The sequence below is a fragment of the Mycolicibacterium pallens genome, from assembly GCF_019456675.1.
GTDB classification, from domain to species: domain Bacteria; phylum Actinomycetota; class Actinomycetes; order Mycobacteriales; family Mycobacteriaceae; genus Mycobacterium; species Mycobacterium crocinum.
In genome coordinates this window covers 5741651-5763617 of record NZ_CP080333.1, presented here as the reverse complement: position 1 = coordinate 5763617, position 21967 = coordinate 5741651, and the positions used below count along the sequence as shown (strand labels likewise).

14 protein-coding genes are annotated in these 21967 nt (G+C 66.5%); 13 read left to right on the top strand and 1 reads right to left on the bottom strand.

Annotated features, from left to right (window positions below):
- Nucleotide 1 precedes the first annotated feature (1 nt).
- The 13 genes from K0O64_RS28190 (at nt 2) to K0O64_RS28130 (ending at nt 21442) form a co-directional block, all read left to right on the top strand.
- Complete coding sequence (locus tag K0O64_RS28190) at nt 2-913, top strand: decaprenyl-phosphate phosphoribosyltransferase (protein WP_071948614.1); 912 nt, start codon at nt 2-4, stop codon at nt 911-913.
- 1 nt (nt 914) lies between these two features.
- The gene (gene aftB, locus K0O64_RS28185; protein ID WP_225933791.1) at nt 915-2867 is read left to right on the top strand and encodes a terminal beta-(1->2)-arabinofuranosyltransferase; all 1953 of its coding nucleotides are present in this window, start codon (nt 915-917) and stop codon (nt 2865-2867) included.
- Between the two features lie 337 nt (nt 2868-3204).
- Nucleotides 3205-4122, top strand: coding sequence for an esterase family protein (locus tag K0O64_RS28180; protein ID WP_225933790.1), 918 nt, complete (start codon nt 3205-3207; stop codon nt 4120-4122).
- 116 nt (nt 4123-4238) lie between these two features.
- On the top strand, nt 4239-5246 hold the full coding sequence (locus tag K0O64_RS28175; RefSeq protein WP_071948617.1) for an esterase family protein: 1008 nt from the start codon (nt 4239-4241) through the stop codon (nt 5244-5246).
- Nucleotides 5247-5449: 203 nt separating this feature from the next.
- The gene (locus K0O64_RS28170; RefSeq protein ID WP_225933563.1) at nt 5450-6280 is read left to right on the top strand and encodes an alpha/beta hydrolase-fold protein; all 831 of its coding nucleotides are present in this window, start codon (nt 5450-5452) and stop codon (nt 6278-6280) included.
- 92 nt (nt 6281-6372) lie between these two features.
- Nucleotides 6373-6879, top strand: coding sequence for a DUF732 domain-containing protein (locus K0O64_RS28165; RefSeq protein ID WP_225933562.1), 507 nt, complete (start codon nt 6373-6375; stop codon nt 6877-6879).
- A 21-nt stretch (nt 6880-6900) separates the two neighbouring features.
- Nucleotides 6901-7920 (top strand): carboxylesterase Culp6, encoded by a 1020-nt coding sequence (culp6, locus tag K0O64_RS28160; RefSeq protein ID WP_071948618.1) that lies wholly within the window; start codon nt 6901-6903, stop codon nt 7918-7920.
- Nucleotides 7921-8158: 238 nt separating this feature from the next.
- The gene (gene fadD32, locus K0O64_RS28155; RefSeq protein ID WP_096312534.1) at nt 8159-10051 is read left to right on the top strand and encodes a long-chain-fatty-acid--AMP ligase FadD32; all 1893 of its coding nucleotides are present in this window, start codon (nt 8159-8161) and stop codon (nt 10049-10051) included.
- A 27-nt stretch (nt 10052-10078) separates the two neighbouring features.
- A complete protein-coding gene (gene pks13 / locus K0O64_RS28150) occupies nt 10079-15415 on the top strand; it encodes a polyketide synthase Pks13 (protein WP_071948620.1) in 5337 nt (1778 codons plus the stop codon).
- 29 nt (nt 15416-15444) lie between these two features.
- On the top strand, nt 15445-16986 hold the full coding sequence (locus tag K0O64_RS28145; RefSeq protein WP_174714219.1) for an acyl-CoA carboxylase subunit beta: 1542 nt from the start codon (nt 15445-15447) through the stop codon (nt 16984-16986).
- Between the two features lie 65 nt (nt 16987-17051).
- Complete coding sequence (locus K0O64_RS28140) at nt 17052-19355, top strand: molybdopterin-dependent oxidoreductase (protein WP_425574782.1); 2304 nt, start codon at nt 17052-17054, stop codon at nt 19353-19355.
- A complete protein-coding gene (locus K0O64_RS28135; protein ID WP_071948622.1) occupies nt 19352-20119 on the top strand; it encodes an SCO6745 family protein in 768 nt (255 codons plus the stop codon). Before K0O64_RS28140 ends, K0O64_RS28135 begins: the two co-directional genes overlap by 4 nt.
- A 60-nt stretch (nt 20120-20179) precedes the next feature.
- Nucleotides 20180-21442, top strand: coding sequence for a serine/threonine-protein kinase (locus K0O64_RS28130; protein ID WP_071948623.1), 1263 nt, complete (start codon nt 20180-20182; stop codon nt 21440-21442).
- Between the two features lie 33 nt (nt 21443-21475).
- On the opposite strand, the gene K0O64_RS28125 is transcribed toward K0O64_RS28130, so the two are convergent.
- Entirely contained in the window at nt 21476-21820 is a 345-nt protein-coding gene (locus tag K0O64_RS28125; protein WP_071950236.1) for a hypothetical protein, read from the bottom strand.
- Between the last annotated feature and the right edge of the window lie 147 nt (nt 21821-21967).

Genomic DNA, 21967 nt, shown 5'->3' with positions numbered 1-21967 from the left:
CATGAGTGAGGACGCGGTTACCGGCAAACCGCCGAGCAACCTGTTCACCGGGATCATCAAGGCCATCCGTCCGCGCCAGTGGGTCAAGAACCTGCTCGTGCTGCTCGCCCCGATCGCGGCGCTCGGCGGCAACATCCACTACGACTACGACCAGGTCGCGATCAAGATCGTGATCGCCTTCGCCTCCTTCTCGCTGGCGGCCTCGTGCATCTACCTGGTGAACGACTCGCGTGACGTCGAGGCCGACCGTCAGCATCCGACTAAGCGGTTCCGCCCGATCGCGGCGGGCGTCGTCCCGCAATGGCTGGCCTACACACTGGCCGTCGTGCTGGGCGTCGGTGCGCTCGCGCTCTCCCTGCTGGCCTCGGTGAATCTGCTGATCGTGATCGCGGTCTACATCGCCATGCAGCTCGCCTACTGCTTCGGGCTCAAACATCAAGCGGTGCTGGACATTTGCATCGTGTCATCGGCGTACCTGATTCGGGCCATCGCCGGTGGTGCGGCAGCGGGCATCCCGCTGTCGCAGTGGTTCCTGCTGGTGATGACATTCGGCTCGCTGTTCATGGTGGCCGGAAAACGTTATGCCGAACTGCAACTCGCCGAACGTACCGGTGCCAAGATCCGCAAGTCTCTGGAGAGCTATACCGCCTCCTACCTCCGGTTCGTCTGGACGGTGGCGGCCACCGCGATGGTGGTCTGCTACAGCCTGTGGGCCTTTGAGCGGGACGGGGCGAACGCGTCGTGGTACGCGGTCACGATCATTCCCATCACCATCGCGATCCTGCGCTACGCCGTCGACGTCGACGGTGGACTGGCCGGTGAACCCGAGGACATCGCGCTGAAGGATCGGGTGCTGCAGCTGCTGTTGCTGGCGTGGATCGGGACCATCGGTGCAGCGATCGCCTTCAGTTGAGCTGACTTCCGAACCGGTGTCGGCGCGGGTCCCGCGTCGTTCGCCTGCGCGCATCAGCCTGTGGGTGAGTGTCGTTGTGGTCGCGGCACTGTGGACGTGGGGAGCGTGGCAGCGCCGCTGGATCGCCGACGACGGCTTGATCGTGCTGCGCACCGTGCGCAACCTGCTGGCCGGCAACGGGCCGGTGTTCAATGCCGGCGAGCGGGTGGAATCCAACACCTCCACGCTGTGGACCTACCTGAACTATGTCGGTGCGCTGATCGCCGGTCCGGTGCAGCTGGAGTACGTGGCGCTTGCCCTCGCGCTGAGTTTGTCGGTGGCCGGTGTGGTGCTCATAATGCTCGGCACCGCACGGCTATTCGCGCCCGGCCTGCCGGGTGGCCGGGCGCTGCTGCTGCCCGCAGGCGCGCTGGTGTACATCGCGATCCCGCCCGCGCGCGACTTCGCCACCTCGGGTCTGGAGAACGGCCTGGTGCTGGCCTGGATCGGGCTGCTGTGGTGGATGATGGTCGCCTGGTCGCAGCAGCCGCGGCTGCAGCGCGGCGGACCGATCTTCACCGCCACACTGGCCTTTGTCGCAGGCCTGAGCGTGCTGGTCCGGCCCGAGCTCGCCCTGATCGGCGGACTGGCGCTGGTGATGATGCTGATTGCCGCCCGGGACTGGATCACCCGGTTGCTCATTCTCGTCGCCGGCGGGTTGTTCCCGGTGGGCTATCAGATCTTCCGAATGGGTTACTACGGGCTGCTTTTCCCGCAGACCGCGCTGGCCAAGGATGCCTCGGGAGACAAATGGGGCCAGGGTCTGATCTATCTGGCCAACTTCAACCGGCCCTACGCGCTGTGGCTGGCGGCCCTGCTGGTGATCGCGCTGGGTGCGGTGGTGGTGGCTGCCCGCCGGGCCACGGTGGCCGCCCCGCCGGATGTTCGCGGTACCTCCGGCCGGCTGGCTCGCCGAATCCAAACCCCCACTGCCGTCGTGATTTTCATGCTTGTCAGCGGTCTGCTGCAGGCGGTGTACTGGATCCGGCAGGGCGGCGACTTCATGCACGGCCGGGTGTTGCTGACGCCGGTGTTCTGCCTGCTGACTCCGGTCGCGGTGATTCCCGTCGTGCTGCCCGACACCGTCACGTTCACCCGGGACCGCGCCACGATGCTGGCCGGCGCGACGGTGGCCCTGTGGCTTGGCCTGGTCGGCTGGTGGCTATGGGCTGCGAATTCGCCGGGTATGGGTGCCGACGCAACCCGGGTCACTTATTCGGGCATCGTCGATGAGCGGCGGTTCTATTCGCAGGCCACCGGTCATGCACATCCGCTGACCGCGGCCGACTACCTGGACTATCCGCGGATGCGCGCGGTGCTCACCGCGATCAACAACACCCCCGACGGTGCGCTGTTGCTGCCGTCCGGGAATTACGACCAATGGGATGTGGTGCCCGCCTATCCGCCGCCGCCTCCGCCGCCCGGTGTCTCGATGGACAGCTGGCGTCGTCAAATAGCCCCGCACACAGTCTTTTTCACGAACCTGGGCATGCTCGGGATGAACGTCGGGCTCAACGTCAGGGTGATCGACCAGATCGGTCTGGCGAACCCGATCGCCGCTCACACCGCGCGGCTCGAAGACGGCCGCATCGGGCACGACAAGAACCTGTTCCCGGACTGGGCCGTTGCCGAGGGGCCCTGGCTCAAGGAGCATCCGTACGTTCCGCCGTATCTCGATGAGGGCTGGATCGCCGAGGCCGGGGTGGCGCTTGGTTGCCCGGAGACCGACGCGATGCTGAACTCCATTCGCGGCCCGCTCGGGATTCGCCGCTTCGTGTCAAATGTGTTGCACGCACTCGATTTCACGCGCTACCGCATCGATCGCGTACCGCAGTACGAACTGCAGCGTTGCAACCTCCCCGAGCCGCCGCTGAAGGGAACGCCCTACACCGGCTTGCCGGCCACCGGCCCGTAACACCACCTTCACTGACTGTCCCGTCAGTTTCGGTGACCCACGCGCCCGCATCTGTGGCCAAAGTGGGCCAAGTGCAAGATGTTACGTGCGACACACTGCGCGGCACCCCGGACGTCCAGCGGGTTTTCCGAATCCCCGGCCGAGCCGGTAGCTTTGTTTGCCAGCCGGGTTCTAGCCGGTAACGCTGCGGTCAGTTTGCGGCGATACACAGGTCAAGTGTGAGAGCGCTTGGCAAGACCAATGTCAGTGTCGACAGCGGTTCTGCCGTGCCGTGAACGAATGAGTTGAGCAACCGATGGTTCGTGCCGTGAGAGCCTCCCTCACCGCCGTCCTGCTGATGACCGCACTGGCGACGGTCCTCGGTGTGGTTCCGCACGCCAAAGCGTTCTCGCGAGAAGGCCTTCCGGTGGAGTACCTCGATGTGTACTCGCCGTCGATGGGCCGCAACATCCGCGTCGAGTTCCAAGGTGCAGCACCGGGCGCGAAAGCCGTGTACCTGCTCGACGGTCTGCGCGCCCAGGACGACTACAGCGGCTGGGACATCAACACCCCGGCGTTCGAGTGGTTCTACAACTCGGGTGTCTCGGTGGTGATGCCCGTCGGTGGGCAGTCCAGCTTCTACAGCGACTGGTATTCGCCGTCGAGCTTCAACAAGCAGGCCTACACCTACAAGTGGGAGACGTTCCTCACCAGCGAGCTGCCGCAGTGGTTGGCCGCCAACAAGCAGGTGTCGTCGACCGGCAACGCCGTCGTCGGGCTGTCGATGTCGGGCGGTGCCGCGCTGATTCTGTCGGCTTACCATCCGCAGCAGTTCGTCTACGCGGCATCGCTGTCGGGCTTCCTGAATCCCTCCGCACTGCTGATGCAGCAAGCCATTCGGGTGGCCATGCTCGACGCCGGAAGCTACAACGTCGACAACATGTGGGGACCGCCGTGGGATCCGGCGTGGAAGCGCAACGACCCCGTCGTCCAGGCCGCCACGATCGCGCACAACGGCACCCGGCTGTGGATCTACTGCGCGCCTGGTGGGCAGACCGATCTCGACGTCGGCGCGGACCCGGGCGCGGCATTGAGCGCCACCAGCCTGGAGTCGATGGCGATCAAGAGCAACAAGGACTTCCAAGCGGCCTACACCGCGGCCGGCGGCAGTAACGCGACGTTCGAATTCCCGGCATCGGGCAACCATTCGTGGCCCTACTGGGGAGCCCAACTCGCGGCACTGAAACCCGACCTCATCGCCACGATCAACCGGTGAGAGGGCGGTCACGACAACATCGCTGAAGAGGAACGATCACGACACATGTGGTTGACTACCAGGGCACGGCTGCGTGGATCGCATGCGGTGCGGCCCCCGAAAAAGGATGGAAATACATGAAGTTCGTTGAGAAGTTGCGCGGCGTTTGGCTGCGCCGGCTGACGGTCGCCGCGGCGGCTGCTGCCGTGCTGCCCGGCCTGATCGGCGTCGTCGGCGGCTCTGCAACGGCGGGAGCTTTCTCCAAGCCCGGCCTCCCGGTCGAGTACCTCCAGGTGCCGTCCGCAGGCATGGGACGCGATATCAAGATTCAGTTCCAGAGCGGTGGACCGAACTCGCCCGCCGTCTACCTGCTCGACGGTCTGCGCGCGCAGGACGACTTCAACGGCTGGGACATCAACACCCCGGCGTTCGAGTGGTACTACCAGTCGGGCCTGTCGGTGGTCATGCCCGTCGGCGGCCAGTCCAGCTTCTACTCCGACTGGTACAAGCCGGCGTGTGGCAAGGCCGGTTGCCAGACCTACAAGTGGGAGACCTTCCTGACTCAGGAACTGCCCGCTTACCTGGCCACCCAGAAGCAGGTCAAGCCGACCGGTAGTGCCGCCGTCGGTCTCTCGATGGCCGGTTCGGCCGCGCTGACCCTGGCGATCTATCACCCCGAGCAGTTCCCCTACGCGGGCGCGCTCTCGGGCTTCCTGAACCTGTCCGAGGGTTGGTGGCCGATGCTGGTGAACCTCTCGATGGGTGACGCCGGTGGCTTCAAGGCCAACGACATGTGGGGCCCGACCGAGGACCCGAACAGCGCCTGGAAGCGCAACGATCCGATGGTGAACATCCAGAAGCTGATCGACAACAACACCCGCATCTGGATCTACTGCGGTGACGGCAAGCCGTCCGATCTGGACGCCGGTACCAGCAGCGGCAACCTGTTCAACGCGAAGTTCCTGGAGAGCTTCACGCTGCGGACGAACAAGACGTTCCGTGACACCTACCTGGCCAACGGTGGCACCAACGGGGTGTTCAACTTCCCCGCCAACGGCACCCACCAGTGGAACTACTGGGGTCAGCAGCTGCAGCAGATGAAGCCCGACATCCAGCGCGTGCTCGGCGCCACGCCGACCGCCTGATCGTCCGGAGTCGACAACGACCAACGGCGGCGACCTCAGGGTCGTCGCCGTTGGCGTATCCGGAACCAACCGACTAAGCAGTGTGATTCACTCATGTGCGGTGGGGCGGGGCTGTTATGTGACGAGTCGACATTGAGGTGACCATGAAGAGTCTGTCGGGCCTATTCCGGGGTGTGTGCGCCGCTGTTCTGGCGCTCGGCCTCATGAGTGCTACCGCACCGAGCGGCCATGCGGCCGACGTTGAGTATTTGATGGTGCCGTCGCCGGCCATGGGTCGCGACATTCCGGTGGCATTCATGGGCGGCGGCCCGCACGCCGTCGTTCTGCTGGATGCGTTCAACGCCGGCGAGACCGTCAGCAACTGGGTCACCGCGGGCAACGCGATGAACACGCTGGCCGGTAAGGGCATCTCGGTGGTGGCGCCCGCCAGCGGTGCGTTCACCCTATATACGAACTGGGAGGCCGACGGCACCCGGCAGTGGGAGACGTTCCTGTCCGACGAGCTGCCCAGCTGGCTGGCGGCCAACAAGGGCCTGGCGCCCGGCGGGCATGCGATTGTCGGCGCCGCGCAGGGCGGCACCGGCGCGCTGATGGAGGCGACCTTTCACCCCGACCGCTACCGCTACGCCGGCTCGATGTCGGGCTTCCTGACTCCGTCGAACACGTTCATGAACGGCGCGATCACGGCCGGCATGAACGAATTCGGCGGCGTGAACACCCAAGCCATGTGGGGTGCCGCACAGCTTGGTCGGTGGAAGTGGCATGACCCCGAGGTGCACGTACAGCTCGTGGTCGACAACAACACCCGGCTCTGGGTCTTCAGCCCCCAGACGGTGACCTGCACCGACGTGCCCGCCATGATCGGCTACTGCGACCAGGCCCAGGGCAGCAACCGCACCTACTACGCGCACTACCGCGCCGTGGGCGGCCGCAACGGCCACTTCGACTTCCCGGCCGGTGGCAACCACGACTGGGGCACCTGGTCGGCGCAGCTCGCGGCGATGTCGGGAGACGTTGCGGCAGCGATCAAATAGCGCTTACTGACGCCCAGAGAAATTTGAACTGTTAACTTTCCGCAATCTTGCGGTGCTCTGGGCGACACTGCGCCAGCCGGTACCGTGGAGACGTGCAGCGCTCGGACCATCTGTTGAGCGGCGGGGGCGTGAACGGCAACGCTGCCGCCGCCGCCCGGCATGCACTGCTGATGACCGGACTGCTCGGCTCGGCGGCCGTGCTCTTGGTGGCCTGCAGTTCCGGCGAGGACCTGGTGACCACCGCCGTGCCGCCAACCGCCCAGACCCTGGGCGTCCACGGTCACGGTGTTCCGCTACCGGCGGACGCCGACCTGCAGTCCGCCAAGTTCAACGTCACACCGGCGCAGCGGGGGTTCCTCGACGCGCTCACCGCCGCCGGTGTACATCCATCGAGCGAACTGGAAGCACTGAGCATCGGTTCCCACGTCTGCCAGGCCCACGCGGCCGGTCAGAGCGACCAGGCGGTCTGGGACTACATTGCTCCGATGGTGCGCAGTGACGTCGTCGACGCGGGATCGACGCCGCACACTGCCCCCGATCCGCAGGTGACTGAGGCCACGGCCGACTACATCCGGATCGCCACCCAGCGGCTCTGCTAACAGGAAGACCCTTCTCTCTCAATGGCTCGAAAATCCCGAACCACCGCCCAGCGCAAACGTCACCGCATTCTCGCCTTGATCGCTGCCGGCGCCATGGCCGTCGCGGTGGCGCTGGTTGTCGCGATCATCGTGATCGTCGTGCGCCGGCCCGAAGCGCCCCCGACCGCAGTACCGCCGACCGCGCTCCCGCCGACCAGTTCGCCGGGCCAGCACAAGCCGCGGCCGGAATTCCAGGACGCCAGCTGCCCTGACGTTCAGATGATTGCGATCCCAGGCACGTGGGAGTCGTCGCCGACCGACGATCCGTTCAACCCCACCCAGTTCCCGCTGTCGCTGATCGGCAATGTGACGCGTCCGCTGGTCGGTCAGTTCGGCGGCGATCGGTTGCAGGTGTACACCGTTCCCTACACCGCGCAGTTCCACAATCCGCTGTCGCAGGACAACCAGATGTCCTACAACGACAGTCGCGCCGAGGGCACGCGCAACGCGGTCAAGGCCATGACCGACATGAACAACCGTTGCCCGCTGACCAGTTACGTCATCGCCGGCTTCTCGCAGGGCGCGGTGATCGGCGGTGACATCGCCAGCGATATCGGCAACGGGCGCGGACCGGTCGACGAGGACCTGGTGCTGGGTGTGACGTTGATCGCCGACGGCCGCCGCCAGACTGCTGTCGGTCAGGACATCGGGCCCAACCCGCCGGGGCAGGGTGCCGAGATCACGTTGCACGAGGTTCCCGTGCTGTCCGCGATGGGCCTGACCATGACGGGGGAGCGCCCCGGTGGCTTCGGTGCGCTGAACAACCGCACCAACGAGATTTGTGCCGCCGGTGATTTGATCTGCGCTGCACCCTCCGAAGCGTTCAACATCACCAATCTGCCGAGCACGCTCGACGTGCTGGCCGGCGGCGCCGGGCAGCCGGTGCACGCGTTGTACAACACGCCGCAGTTCTGGAACCTCGACGGTCAAACCTCGACGCAGTGGACACTGAATTGGGCGCGCGATCTGATCGAGAACGCGCCACATCCGAAACACGGGTGACGTGGGAGCTTCGTCGGCTGACGGATTTGGCCGCCGCCGCGACTACGCCTAACATTAAGAAGAAAATAAGACTGCACGCGTGAGCGGCCCACAGGGCCATCGAGGTCCCGGATGGACCTGGGATGGATCTGTACGATCTGTGAGGTTTGGGGGTCCGAGACGCAGGGCGACCGGTGGCGCGATGTCACGCGCGGCCGCGGCGGGGGCCGACACAGATGTGTTCTGACAGGAGATTGGTATGCCGTTCCACAACCCGTTCATCAAGAACGGCCTGATCACCTTCCCCGAGGGCGCCAGTGTGGTCAAGCACGTGGAGCGCTGGGCCAAGGTTCGCGGCGACAAGACCGCCTACCGCTTCCTTGATTTCTCCGTCGAACGTGACGGTGTTGTTCGCGAACTGACCTGGGCCGACTTCGGCGCTCGGAACCGCGCCGTCGCCGCCCGGCTTCAGCAGGTGACCCAGCCCGGTGACCGCGTCGCCATCCTGTGCCCGCAGAACCTCGACTACCTCGTCGCGTTCTTCGGCACCATGTACTCCGGCCGCATCGCGGTACCGCTGTTCGACCCGGCCGAGCCCGGCCACGTCGGCCGCTTGCACGCCGTGCTCGACGACTGCGGTGCGTCGGCGATCCTCACCACCACCGACTCCGCCGAGGGTGTGCGCAAGTTCTTCCGCAGCCGACCGGCCAAGGAGCGCCCCCGCGTAATCGCCGTCGACGCGGTCCCCAACGAGGTCGGCGCCACCTGGGAGCCGTTCGACGCCGTCGACGAACACACCATCGCCTATCTGCAGTACACCTCCGGTTCCACCCGGATCCCCAGCGGCGTGCAGATCACCCACCTGAACATGGCCACAAATGTGGTGCAGGTGATCGAGGCCCTCGAGGGCGAGGAGGGCGACCGCGGTGTTTCGTGGCTGCCGTTCTTCCACGACATGGGTCTGGTGACCGCGCTCCTGCCGGCGATGATCGGCCACTACTTCACGTTCATGACGCCCGCGGCCTTCGTCCGCCGTCCCGGACGCTGGATCCGCGAGCTCGCCTACCGCGAAGGTGACACCGGCGGCGCCATCTCGGTGGCCCCGAACTTCGCGTTCGACCACGCCGCCGCGCGCGGTGTGCCCAAGGATGACGAAGAGCCGCTGGACCTGTCCCACGTGAAGGCCATCCTCAACGGCAGCGAGCCGATCTCGGCTGCCACCGTGCAGCGCTTCAACGACGCGTTCCGGCCCTTCGGCTTCCAGCCCAGGGCCATCAAGCCCTCCTACGGCCTGGCCGAGGCGACCCTGTTCGTGTCCACCACACCGTCGGCCGAGGAGCCCAAGATCCTCTCGGTCGACCGTGACGAACTCAACGCGGGCCGCTTCATCGTCGTGCCCGATGATTCGCCGAAGGCTGTCGCTCAGGCCTCGGCAGGCAAGGTCGGCGTCGCCGAGTGGGCGGTGATCGTCGACAACGAGACCGCTACCGAGCTGCCCGATGGCCAGATCGGCGAGATCTGGATCAGCGGCCAGAACATGGGCACCGGCTACTGGAACAAGCCGGAGGAGACGGTCGCGACCTTCCAGAACATCCTCAAGTCGCGGACCAGCCCGTCGCATGCGGAAGGCGCCACCGATGACGCCACCTGGGTGCGCACCGGCGACCTCGGCGCGTTCTACGACGGCGACCTCTACATCACCGGCCGCGTCAAGGATCTGGTGATCATCGACGGCCGCAACCATTACCCGCAGGATTTGGAGTACTCCGCGCAGGAGGCCACCAAGGCCGTGCGGACCGGATTCGTCGCCGCCTTCTCGGTGCCGGCGAACCAGCTGCCCGACGAGGTGTTCGACAACGCCCACGCCGGGCTCAAGCGTGACGCCAGCGACAGCTCCGAGCAGCTGGTGATCGTCGCAGAACGCGCGCCCGGTTCGCACAAGATGGAGTTGGGGCCGATCTCCGACGACATCCGCGCGGCGATCGCCGTGCGCCACGGCGTCACGGTCCGCGACGTGCTGCTGACTCCCGCCGGTGCGATCCCGCGTACCTCCAGCGGCAAGATCGGCCGGCGCGCCTGCCGCTCGGCCTACCTCGACGGCACCCTGCGCAGCGGGAAGGTGGCCAATGCCTTCCCCGACGACGAGGAATGACGACCCTAGGAAGTACTCAGAGGCCTCATGTCTGAATCAGAAACGCCTGAAACGCCCGATAGTCCCGACGAGATCACCCTGGCTCCCGAGAAGGAGTTGACTCCCGCGCGCACCGACATGACCGTGCCGGAAATGCGGGAGTGGCTGCGCAACTGGGTGGCCAACGCCACCGGGCAGGCTCCCGACGCGGTCGACGAGTCCACCCCGATGGTGGAGCTGGGTCTGTCGTCGCGCGACGCGGTCGCCATGGCCAGCGATATCGAGGACCTCACCGGTGTCACGCTGACCGCGACGGTCGCCTTCCGCCACCCGACCATCGAGTCGCTGGCCACCGTGATCATCGAGGGCGAGCCGGAGATCGAGTTCGACGACGACGGCGAGGACTGGTCACGCGCCGCGGATGTCGAGGACATCGCGATCATCGGTGTGGCCACCCGGTTCCCCGGCGATATGAACACTCCCGGTGAGATGTGGCAGGCACTGCTCGAGGGCCGCGACGCGATCACCGACCTGCCTGAAGGTCGCTGGTCGGAGTTCCTCGCCGAGCCGCGCATCGCCGAGCGGGTCGCCAAGGCCGCCACCCGCGGTGGCTATCTCTCTGACATCAAGGGTTTCGACGCCGAGTTCTTCGCACTGTCGAAGATGGAAGCCGACAACATCGATCCGCAGCAGCGGATGGCGCTCGAACTCACCTGGGAAGCATTGGAGAACGCCCGCATTCCGGCGTCGAGCCTGCGCGGTACCAACGTCGGTGTGTACATCGGCGCGTCGAACAATGACTACCAGTTCCTGGCGGTGGCCGATCCGACGACCGCGCACCCGTACGCCATCACCGGCACCACGAGCTCGATCATCGCCAACCGCGTCTCGTACTTCTACGACTTCCGTGGTCCCTCAATGGCTTTGGACACCGCATGTTCCAGCTCGCTGGTCGCCGCCCACCAGGGTGTGCAGGCGCTGCGGTCGGGCGAGGCCGACGTTGCCGTGATCGGTGGCGTCAACGCGATGATCACCCCGTTGGTGACGATCGGCTTCGACGAAGTCGGTGGGGTGCTCGCACCCGACGGCCGGATCAAGTCGTTCTCCTCTGATGCCAATGGCTATTCGCGCTCCGAGGGCGGCGGCATGCTGGTGCTCAAGCGGCTGAGCGATGCGCGGCGCGACGGTGACGACATCCTCGCGGTCATCGCCGGCAGCGCGATCAACCATGACGGCCGCTCCAACGGCATGCTCGCTCCCAACCCCGACGCGCAGGCCGACGTGCTGCGCAAGGCGTACAAGGACGCCGGGATCAATCCGCGCAGCGTCGATTACATCGAGGCGCACGGCACCGGCACCATCCTCGGCGATCCGATGGAAGCCGACGCGCTGGGCCGCGTCGTCGGCCGGGGCCGGTCGGCGGATCAGCCCGCGCTGCTGGGTGCGGTGAAGTCCAACCTCGGTCACCTGGAGTCGGCGGCCGGTGCGGCCAGCCTGGCCAAGGTGGCATTGTCGTTGAGCCACAACAAGGTTCCGCCGTCGATCAACTACGCCGGACCCAACCCTTACATCGATTTCGACGCAGTCCGGCTGCGGGTCGTCGACAAGGTCACCGACTGGCCGCGTTACAGCGGTCACGCCATCGCCGGTGTGTCCGGGTTCGGCTTCGGTGGCGCCAACGCCCACCTGGTGCTGCGCGAGGTGCTGCCGACGGATTTGGCCCCGCCGCAGGCGGAGTCCGCGCCGACCGAGGAGAAGGCGGCGTCGGACGCCAATGCCGTCTACGTCGGCGGGGTCCGGATGGACGAGTACGGCGAATTCGTCGACGAGGACGAGGTGGCCGAGGAGTACGCGTCGGCCGTCGCGTATGACGACGAGCCGGAGCTGCCCGGTCTGACCGACGAGGCGCTGGAGCTGATCGAAGCCGCCCGTGCCGAGTGGGAAGCCTCGGAGAAGGCTGCTCCCGTTGTGCCGCTGGCTGTTTCGGGATTCCTGACCTCGCGCAAGCGTGCGACCGCGGCCGAGCTGGCGGACTGGATCGACAGCCCGGCAGGCCGGGCGGCGTCGCTGGAGGCGATCGGGCGCTCGCTGTCGCGGCGCAATCACGGCCGCTCGCGCGCTGTGGTGATGGCGCACGACCACGACGAGGCGGTCAAGGGCCTGCGGGCGATCGCCGACGGCAAGCAGAGCCCGCTGGTGTACAGCGCCGACGGGCCGGTGACCAACGGGCCGGTGTGGGTGCTCGCCGGATTCGGCGCCCAGCACCGCAAAATGGGCAAGAGCCTGTACATCCGCGAGCCGGTGTTCGCCGAGTGGATCAACAAGGTGGACGCGCTCATTCAGGACGAGCGCGGCTATTCGGTCGTCGAGCTGATCCTCGACGATGCGATCGACTACACCAACGAAACGTGCGAATACCCCATCGAAGTGGTCCAGACGGTGATCTTCGCCATCCAGATCGCGCTCGGTGAATTCCTCAAGCACCACGGCGCCCATCCAGGTGCGGTGGTAGGCCAGTCGCTCGGTGAGGCGGCCGCTGCGTACTTCTCCGGTGGCCTGTCGCTGGCCGACGCCACCCGCACCATCTGCTCGCGCGCACACCTCATGGGTGAGGGCGAGGCAATGCTGTTCGGCGAGTACATCCGGCTGATGGCACTGGTTGAGTACTCGGCCGACGAGATCAAGACCGTCTTTTCCGACTACCCGGGCCTGGAGGTGTGCGTCTACGCCGCCCCCACCCAGACCGTCATCGGCGGTCCGCCGGAGCAGATCGACGCGATCATCGCCCGCGCCGAATCCGAAGGCAAGTTCGCGCGCAAGCTACAGACCAAGGGCGCCAGCCACACTCAGCAGATGGACCCGCTGCTGGGTGAGTTGTCGGCGGAGATCCAGGGCATCGAGCCGCATCCGCTGCACACCGGCTACTTCTCCACCGTGCACGAGGGCAGCTACATCCGCCCGGGTGGCGAGCCGATCCACGATGTGGAGTACTGGAAGAAGGGCCTGCGGCACAGCGTCTACTTCACCCACGGCATCCGCAATGCCGTCGACAACGGGCACACCACCTTCCTCGAGCTGGCGCCGAATCCGGTGGCGCTCATGCAGGTTGGGCTGACCACCGCGGCTGCCGGGTTGCACGACGGGCAGCTGATCGCCACCCTTGCCCGCAAGCAGGACGAGGTCGAGTCGATGGTTGCCGCGATGGCGCAGCTTTACGTCTACGGCCACGATCTGGATTTCCGGACTCTCTTCGAGGCCGGCGAGTACGCCGAGATTCCGCCGACCCGGTTCAAGCGCAAGCCGCACTGGCTGGACGCCCAGTTCACCGGCGACAGCTCGGTGATGATGCCGGGCAACCATGTGGCCACCCCTGACGGCCGCCATGTGTGGGAGTACTCGCCGAAGGGGCAGGCCGACCTGGCCGCTCTGGTGAAATCTGCTGCGGCACAGGTACTTCCGGATGCCAAGCTCACCGCGTCCGAACAGCGCGCAGTGCCGGGCGACGGTGCCCGGCTGGTCACCACCCTGACCCGCCATCCCGGTGGTGCCTCGGTGCAGGTGCACGCCCGGATCGACGAGTCCTTCACGCTGGTCTACGACGCCGTCGTCACCCGCGGCGGCGCGGTCTCGGCATTGCCGTCCGCGGTCGCCACCGGTGTCGCGGTCACCACCCCGGCCGCGGAAGCCCCCGCCGACGAGCCGGACGATGACGCCGAAATCCTGCAGGACAACCTGACTGCGGGCGCCGGCCTGGCCGCCGGTTTCGCCAAATGGTCGCCGGATTCCGGTGAGACGGTGCATGACCGGCTCGCCGCGATCGTCGGCGGCGCCATGGGGTACGAGCCCGAGGACCTGCCGTGGGAGGTCCCGCTGATCGAGCTCGGCTTGGATTCCCTGATGGCGGTGCGGATCAAGAACCGCGTCGAGTACGACTTCGACCTGCCGCCGATCCAGCTGACCGCGGTGCGCGACGCCAACCTCTATGCCGTCGAGAAGCTGATCGAATACGCGATCGAGCACCGCGACGAGGTCGAAGATCTCGCCGAAGCGCAGAAGGGCAAGACGGCCGAGGAGATCGCCGCCGAGCAGGCCGAATTGATGGGCGGCGCCAGCACGGTCGCCGAACTCGAGGCCAAGCTCGCCGAGGCGGGTCACCCGATCGCGACCGAGGCCGAGGCCGAGCCGAAGCCGGAGCCGAATATGCCTCCGCCGCCGACTGATCCGGCCGGGCCGGGTAAGTCGACCGCTGCCGCAGCGGCGGCCAAGGTGCTGACTCAGGAGGCCGTCACCGAGGCGCTCGGTGCCGACGTCCCACCCCGTGACGCCGCAGAACGCGTGACGTTCGCGACGTGGGCGATTGTCACCGGCAAGTCGCCCGGTGGCATCTTCAACGAGCTGCCCGCCATCAGCGACGAGATCGCGACCAAGCTGTCCGAGCGGCTCACCGAGCGTGCCGAAGGCCCGATCAGCGTCGATGAGGTGAAGTCCGCCAAGACAATCGAGGCGCTGTCCACCATCGTCCGAGCCCAGCTCGAGGAAGGTGTGGTCGACGGGTTCGTCCGCACCCTGCGCGCGCCCGTGGAGGGGACCAAGCACACTCCGGTGTTCGTCTTCCACCCGGCAGGCGGGTCGACGGTGGTCTACGAGCCGCTGATGAAGCGGCTGCCGCCGCAGACCCCGATCTACGGTCTGGAGCGGGTCGAGGGCTCCATCGAGGAGCGCGCGGCCGAGTACGTGCCGAAGCTGATGGAGATCGGCGGCAAGGGGCCCTACATCCTCACCGGCTGGTCGCTGGGCGGGGCGTTGGCCTACGCCTGCGCGGTCGGGCTCAAGCGCAACGGTTGTGACGTCCGGTTCGTCGGCCTGATCGATACCGTCCGCGCCGGTGAAGAGGTGCCGCAGACCAAGGAGGAGATCCGCGCCCGCTGGGACCGCTACAAGGTCTTCGCCGAGCGGACCTTCAACGTCGAGATCCCCGAGATCCCTTACGAGCAGCTCGAACAACTCGACGACGAAGGTCAGGTCCGGTTCGTCCTCGACGCCGTCAAGGAAAGCGGGGTCGACATCCCGGGCGGCATCATCGAGCACCAGCGGACGTCGTATCTGGACAACCGCGCCCTGGACACCGCGAATATCGAGCCTTACGACGGGCACGTCGCGCTGTACATGGCCGATCGCTATCACGACGATGCGATCATGTTCGAACCGCGCTACGCCGTCCGTCAGCCTGACGGTGGCTGGGGCGAATTCGTCGCAGATCTGGAAATCGTGCCCATCGGGGGCGAGCACATCCAGGCGATCGATGAGCCGTACATTGCGAAGGTCGGGGCCCACATGAGCGAAGCGATCAACCGTATCGACGCCGAGGAGAACGAGGCCAAGTGACTGCTGAGAGCGCTCCCGCCCACCACCCGGTGACCACCGCCGAAAAGCTCGCCGAACTCCGCGAAAAGCTGGAGCTTGCCAAGGAACCGGGCGGTGAGGCGGTCGCGGCGAAGCGCGACAAACGCGGAATCCCCAGTCCTCGCGCGCGGATTCAGGCGTTGCTGGACCCGGGCAGCTTCTTGGAGATCGGCGCCCTGGCCCGCACACCGGGTGATCCCAATGCGTTGTACGGCGACGGTGTGGTCACCGGGCACGGCACCATCAACGGCCGTCCCGTCGGTGTGTTCAGCCACGACTACACCGTGTTCGGCGGTTCGGTCGGAGAGATGTTCGGCCGCAAGGTCTCTCGCTTGATGGAGTGGGTGGCGATGGTCGGCTGCCCGATCATCGGCATCAACGACTCCGGTGGCGCCCGCATCCAGGACCTCGCGACCTCGCTGGCGTGGTACGCCGAGCTTGGCCGCCGCCACGAGCTGCTGTCCGGTCTGGTGCCGCAGATCTCGATCATCCTGGGCAAGTGCGCCGGTGGCGCCGTCTACTCGCCGATCCAGACCGACCTCATCGTGGCCGTGCGCGACCAGGGGTACATGTTCGTCACGGGGCCCGACGTCATCAAGGACGTCACCGGTGAGGACGTCACGCTCGACGAGCTCGGCGGTGCGGACGCCCAGGCGAAGTACGGCAACATCCACCAGGTCGTCGATTCGGAGAAGGAGGCCTTCTCCTACGTTCGTGATTATCTGGACTTCTTGCCCTCCAATACCTTTGACGACGCTCCCGTCATCAACCCGGGTCTGGAGCCGGAGATCACCCCGCACGACCTGGAACTCGACAGCCTGGTTCCGGATGCCGACAACACCGCCTACGACATGCACGAGATCCTGTTGCGGATCTTCGACGACGGCGATTTCCTCGAGGTTGCCTCGCAGGCCGGCCAGGCCATTATCACCGGCTTCGCCCGGGTCGACGGTCGCCCGGTCGGGGTGATCGCCAACCAGCCGATGCACATGTCGGGCGCGATCGACAACGAGGCCTCGGACAAGGCCGCTCGGTTCGTGCGGTTCTGTGACTCCTTCAACACCCCGTTGGTGTTCGTCGTGGACACGCCGGGCTTCTTGCCCGGCGTCGAGCAGGAGAAGAACGGCATCATCAAGCGCGGTGGCCGCTTCCTCTACTCCGTCGTCGAGGCCGACGTGCCGAAGGTGACGATCACCATTCGCAAGTCCTACGGCGGCGCCTACGCGGTGATGGGGTCCAAGCAGCTGACCGCAGACTTCAACTTCCTGTGGCCGACCGCCCGGATCGCGGTCATCGGAGCCGAGGGCGCGGCACAGCTGATCGTCAAGCGGTTCCCCGACCCCAAGGCGCCCGAGGTCCAGGAGATCAGGCGTCAGTTCATCGAGGGCTACAACCGCGATATGGCCACGCCCTATGTGGCGGCCGAGCGCGGTTACGTCGACGCGGTGATCGAGCCGCACAAGACCCGACTGCAGCTGCGCGGTGCGATGCGAATCCTGCAGGACAAGCAGATTCTGCGGGTGCAGCGCAAGCATGGGCTGATCCCGATCTAGACCGCAGGCGGTTATCCCCAGGAGTTACTCACACCTGTGTAATTCGCGTCCGCGGCGCGGCCCGGATGTCAAAGTTGACGAAACTCCGGTGGCCGAGCGCTCGGCGGATTTACCGTGGGTCGGTGACCCCCATCGAGCTGGCCGGCATCGGCCAAGACGGCCGCCACCTCTACACCTGCCCGCTGTGTGAGGCCATGTGCGGCTTGGAGATTCAGGTCTCCGACGGCCGCGTCGAGAGCATCCGCGGTAACCAGGACGACGTCTGGAGCCGAGGGCACCTGTGCCCGAAGGGCGCGTCGCTGGGCGCCATTCACGAAGACCCCGACCGGATCCGCACGCCGATGATCAAGGTCGACGGGCAGTGGCAGGAGGTCAGCTGGGACGCCGCGTTCCGGCGTTGCACCGAACTGCTGGCTCCGGTGATCGCCCAGCACGGCATCGGCGCCGTCACCTGCTACACCGGCAACCCGCTGGCGCACTCCTTCTCCCTCGGCCGCTATACCGGTGTGCTGCTGGGCATGTCCGGCATCCCGGTCAGTTACTCGCCCGGGACCATCGACCAGTGGCCCAAGAATCTGTCGTCGCATCTGATGTACGGAAACTGGTGGGGTTTCCCGGTACCGGACATCGAACGCACCGATCTGCTGGTGGTGATGGGCGCGAACCCGGCGGCGTCGCAGGGGTCGCTGCTGGCCGCGCCCGACGTGATGGGCATCCTCGCCGACATCGACACCGTCATCGTGATCGACCCGGTGCGTACCGCGACCGCGGCGAAGGCCGACGAATGGCTGCCGATCACCCCGGGCACCGATGCCGCGCTGCTGCTCGCCATTGTCCACACGTTGTTCGACGAGAACCTCGTCAACCTGGGTGGCCTCGCCGACCACATCGACGGTGTCGAAACCCTGCGCGCGGCCGCGGTGGACTGGACTCCGGAGCGGGTCGCCCCGGTGACGGGCATCGACGCGGAGCGCATCAAACAACTCGCCCGGCAGTTGGCCGGCACGCAGCGAGCGGTGGTATATGGCCGAATCGGGTTGTGCAATCAGGAGTTCGGCAGCCTGGCCAGCTGGTTGGTCGACGTGGTCAACATCCTCACCGGCCACTTCGACACCCCAGGCGGTGCGATGTTCCCCCGTCCGGCGGTGTGGACCGTGACCGCCCAACCGCAACCCGGCCTGGAGGGTGGGCTGCCGGAGTTCGGTCGCTGGCAGACCCGGGTGCGCGGCGCCAAAGAGGTGCTCGGCCAGGTGCCGGTGTCCTGCCTCGCCGAGGAGATCGAAACCCCGGGCGACGGTCAGATCCGGGCACTGATCACGGTGGCGGGCAACCCGGTGCTGTCCACTCCGCAGGGCGACCGACTCGATGAGCTGCTGCCGGGGTTGGACGCGATGATCTCGGTTGACTTGTGGCTCAACGAAACCACCCGGCATGCCGACGTCATCCTGCCCGGCCTCTCACCATTGGAGCAGCCGCATCATGACGATCTGATCCTGGCGTTCGCGATCAACAGCATCGCCAACTACTCGGCGCCGGTGTTCGCACCCGACGATCCCGACCGGCCCGAGGAGTGGGAGATCCTGGTCCGGCTCACCGGTCTGTGCGCGGGCGTGCCGGCCGAGGACGTCGACGTCGCCGCGATCGACGACGGCTTCTTCGACTACCTGTGTTTCACCCAGGGGCTCGACGGTGCGGAGGTGCGCAGCCACTACACGCACGGCGGACCGGAACGCATCCTGGATCTGACCTTGCGTACCGGGCCGTTCGGGGACCGCTACGGCGAGAACCCCGATGGGCTGAGTCTGGCGAAACTCAAGGAGCAGCCCAACGGGATCAACTTCGGGCCGATGGTCTCGCAGGTGCCCGAGGTCCTCAACACACCAGATAAGAAGATCCGGCTCGCCCCGCAGTATCTCCTCGACGACATCCCGCGCCTGGCCCGTCGTCTGGAGCGCGAACCCGACGAGCTGGTGCTGGTGAGCCGGCGCCATCTGCGGTCGAACAACTCATGGCTGCACAATGTTTCAGCGCTGATGAAGGGCCGCGACCGGTGCACGCTGCTCATGCATCCCGAGGACGCCGCCAGCCGCGGTGTGTCGGGGGGCGACCACGTGACGGTGGCGTCGTCGGCCGGGCGGATCGAGGTACCGGTGGAGCTGACCGATGCGATCAAACCGGGTGTGGTGTCGATGCCGCACGGCTGGGGGCACGGCAAGCCGGGCACCCGGATGGCGGTGGCCAACGGCTCACCGGGCGTCAACACCAACATCCTGTCGCCGCCGACGTTCCTGGACGAACCGTCGGGCAACGGTGCGCTGAACGGGATCCCCGTGACCGTGGCCCCCGCGGGGCTAAACTCCGGCGAATGAGCGAAATCGACATCGAAGCGATCCGGACTGCGGGAGCAGCCATAGGCGAGGCCATCAGCGTGTTCATGCTCAACCCGGACACCTTCGAGAAGAGCCTGGCCGCGGGTTATCCCGATCCGTTCGCCGCGTATTTCGCCGGCCGCGGCGGAGTGCTCGGTGATGCCACCGGCACCACCGTCACCGCAGTGTTCGCCGTCTTCGAACCGAACCTCGCGCGGTCGTGTTGGGAGAACGGCGTCGGCGTGCATCCCGCGTCGGAGAGCTGTCGGCTGTATTGGGACCAGATCGCGGGCTTCGGGCGGACGTACCTGACCGGTGCCGAGGGGCTGGACCGTCTCGCCGAGCTCGGCGAGAAGGTCATCGCGGCCGCGCCCGAACCGGGCCTGCCGCTGTATGCCGGCTGGCGGGCCATGCCGCTGGCCGAGGACGCCCCGGCCCGGGCGCTGCAGGTGATGATGGTGCTGCGTGAACTGCGGGCCGCCGTCCACTTCAACGCCCTCACCATCTCGGGTCTGAGCCCCGTCGAAGCGCACATCCTCAACCACGGGACGGATTACGCCGCGTTCAGGGGGTGGCAGCCGCCGTTCGACGACGCAGCAGGCAAGGAACACGTCTACAACGAGGTCGAAGACCTCACCGACCGGCGGATGGCGCAGATCTACCAGTCCGCGCTGACCGCCGACGAGGCCGACGAACTGGCCCGCCTCAGCGTCGCGGCCCTGGCGGCGTTGAAGGCCAACGCGCCCGCGCCGATCGGCGCCTGACCGCCACCTGTTTGCTGCTTTGGTTCGATACTCGGCCCGGTCACACCTTAAGATGCCCCAATGCCGTTAGCTGACGGCCAGGTCGTCGGGGACTACACCATCCTGCGGACACTGGGGGCCGGAGGTATGGGCGAGGTGTACCTCGTCCAGCACCCCAGGCTGCCCCGGCAGGACGCGCTCAAGGTGCTCGGTTCGGCGGTCAGCTCCGACGACGAGTACCGCAAGCGGTTCAACCTCGAGGCCGACATGGTGGCCACGCTGTCGAACCCGCACATCGTGACGATCTACGACCGCGGCGAGTTCGACGACAAGCTGTGGATCGCGATGGAATTCATCGACGGCACCGATGCGTCTCGTCTGCTCGCTGAGCGCTATCCCTACGGAATGCCACCCGATGAGGTCGTCCGGATCATCACCGGCGTCGCCGAGGCGCTGGACTATGCGCACAGCCGCGGCCTGCTGCACCGTGACGTCAAACCCGCCAACATCCTGCTGGGTGTGCCAGGCTCCGGCGACGAGCGAGTCATGCTCGCAGACTTCGGAATTGCGCGCTGGATGGGCCAGTCGAGCGACCTGACCGGAACGAACATGACCGTCGGGACCGTCGCCTACGCGGCGCCCGAACAGCTCAAGGGCGAACAGATCGACGGCCATGCTGACCAGTACGCGCTGGCCGCGACCGCCTACCACCTGCTGACCGGCACACCGCCGTTCCAGCACACCAACCCCGCGATCGTGATCAGTCAGCACCTGAGCTCCGAACCGCCGCCCATCGGGGTCAAGAGACCCGAATTGGCATGTCTGAGTCCGGTTTTCGCCAAAGCGCTGGCCAAGGACGCCAGCAAGCGCTACACCCGCTGCATCGACTTCGCGCGGGCGTTGCGGCAGGGAATCGGCACCGCGGAAGAGCAGACCGGCGCGACCGACGTGACGAGCGCCGCGCTGGCGTCCGCTGCGGCCGCGAAAGCAGGTGCGGGTCGGCACGCCAAGCCGGAGTCGGGTTCGTCGTCGCGCCGACGGCTGCTGATCCCGGCGATCCTCGGCGCGGTAGTCATCATTGCCGGTGCGACGGCGGGTCTTTCGTTGTTGGGCCACCGGAACATGGCCACCGCGCAGTCGGCGCGCACGACCTCCCCGCCGCCCGCCGTGTCGAGCCGGATGGACTTGCCGGTCGTGGTGATCGGCGCGAACTGTGCCGTGCTGGGCGCGGCCGCGGTCAGCGAGAAGGGCGCGCCGGCCTATTGTGCGCACGCAACTCCCGGTGCGGGTGCGATCGTGTGGTCGTTGCAGCCGGAGAAGCTGGTGACCGGCGGGTCGGGCTAGCAACCCTTCCCGCCGGCGCCACTGTGCTGGGGTTTACAGCGGGATCCACTGCCCCAGGAACCAGAAGCCCCAGCCCACTCCATTGCCTGCCGGCATTGGCTGAACCCACTGGCCGTTCCAGTTGAACGGTTGGTGATCCTGGCGGCCCTGGTTGATGTCGCGGTGCTGCCAGTCGGCCGGCCCGTCGTTGCGGTTGTTGTCCGGTCCGTTGTTCCAGTTGTTGTCGTGCCCGTTGTTGGGACCCTGGCAGTTCTGCGGACCCGGTCCACCGCATTGACCGGGATCGGCACTGGCCGTTCCGATGCCGAGCCCGAACAGTCCGGCCGCGCCGATGCCGACCGCCGCGGTCGAGGCGTACACCAATCGTTTGAGGTTCATCGTCATCTCCGTTTCGTTGCTCGGGTTGCTCTTGCGATGACGACGTTATGGAACTCGGATTTGTGCGAGCTGTGACGACAGTGGGTGTGGCCTTGGTGAGCAATAACGTATCGAAAACGGTTCGATATCAGGCACTTTGCTCGACAT

What these genes read in the sequence shown, in the direction of transcription:
- culp6 (WP_071948618.1), top strand. Translation starts at nt 6,901, where the DNA reads ATGGCTCGAAAATCCCGAACCACCGCCCAGCGCAAACGTCACCGCATT.
- K0O64_RS28190 (WP_071948614.1), top strand. Translation starts at nt 2, where the DNA reads ATGAGTGAGGACGCGGTTACCGGCAAACCGCCGAGCAACCTGTTCACC.
- fadD32 (WP_096312534.1), top strand. Translation starts at nt 8,159, where the DNA reads ATGCCGTTCCACAACCCGTTCATCAAGAACGGCCTGATCACCTTCCCC.
- K0O64_RS28170 (WP_225933563.1), top strand. Translation starts at nt 5,450, where the DNA reads ATGAGTGCTACCGCACCGAGCGGCCATGCGGCCGACGTTGAGTATTTG.
- pks13 (WP_071948620.1), top strand. Translation starts at nt 10,079, where the DNA reads ATGTCTGAATCAGAAACGCCTGAAACGCCCGATAGTCCCGACGAGATC.
- K0O64_RS28135 (WP_071948622.1), top strand. Translation starts at nt 19,352, where the DNA reads ATGAGCGAAATCGACATCGAAGCGATCCGGACTGCGGGAGCAGCCATA.
- K0O64_RS28140 (WP_425574782.1), top strand. Translation starts at nt 17,052, where the DNA reads ATGTCAAAGTTGACGAAACTCCGGTGGCCGAGCGCTCGGCGGATTTAC.
- K0O64_RS28130 (WP_071948623.1), top strand. Translation starts at nt 20,180, where the DNA reads ATGCCGTTAGCTGACGGCCAGGTCGTCGGGGACTACACCATCCTGCGG.
- K0O64_RS28180 (WP_225933790.1), top strand. Translation starts at nt 3,205, where the DNA reads ATGACCGCACTGGCGACGGTCCTCGGTGTGGTTCCGCACGCCAAAGCG.
- K0O64_RS28125 (WP_071950236.1), bottom strand. Translation starts at nt 21,820, where the DNA reads ATGAACCTCAAACGATTGGTGTACGCCTCGACCGCGGCGGTCGGCATC.
- K0O64_RS28175 (WP_071948617.1), top strand. Translation starts at nt 4,239, where the DNA reads ATGAAGTTCGTTGAGAAGTTGCGCGGCGTTTGGCTGCGCCGGCTGACG.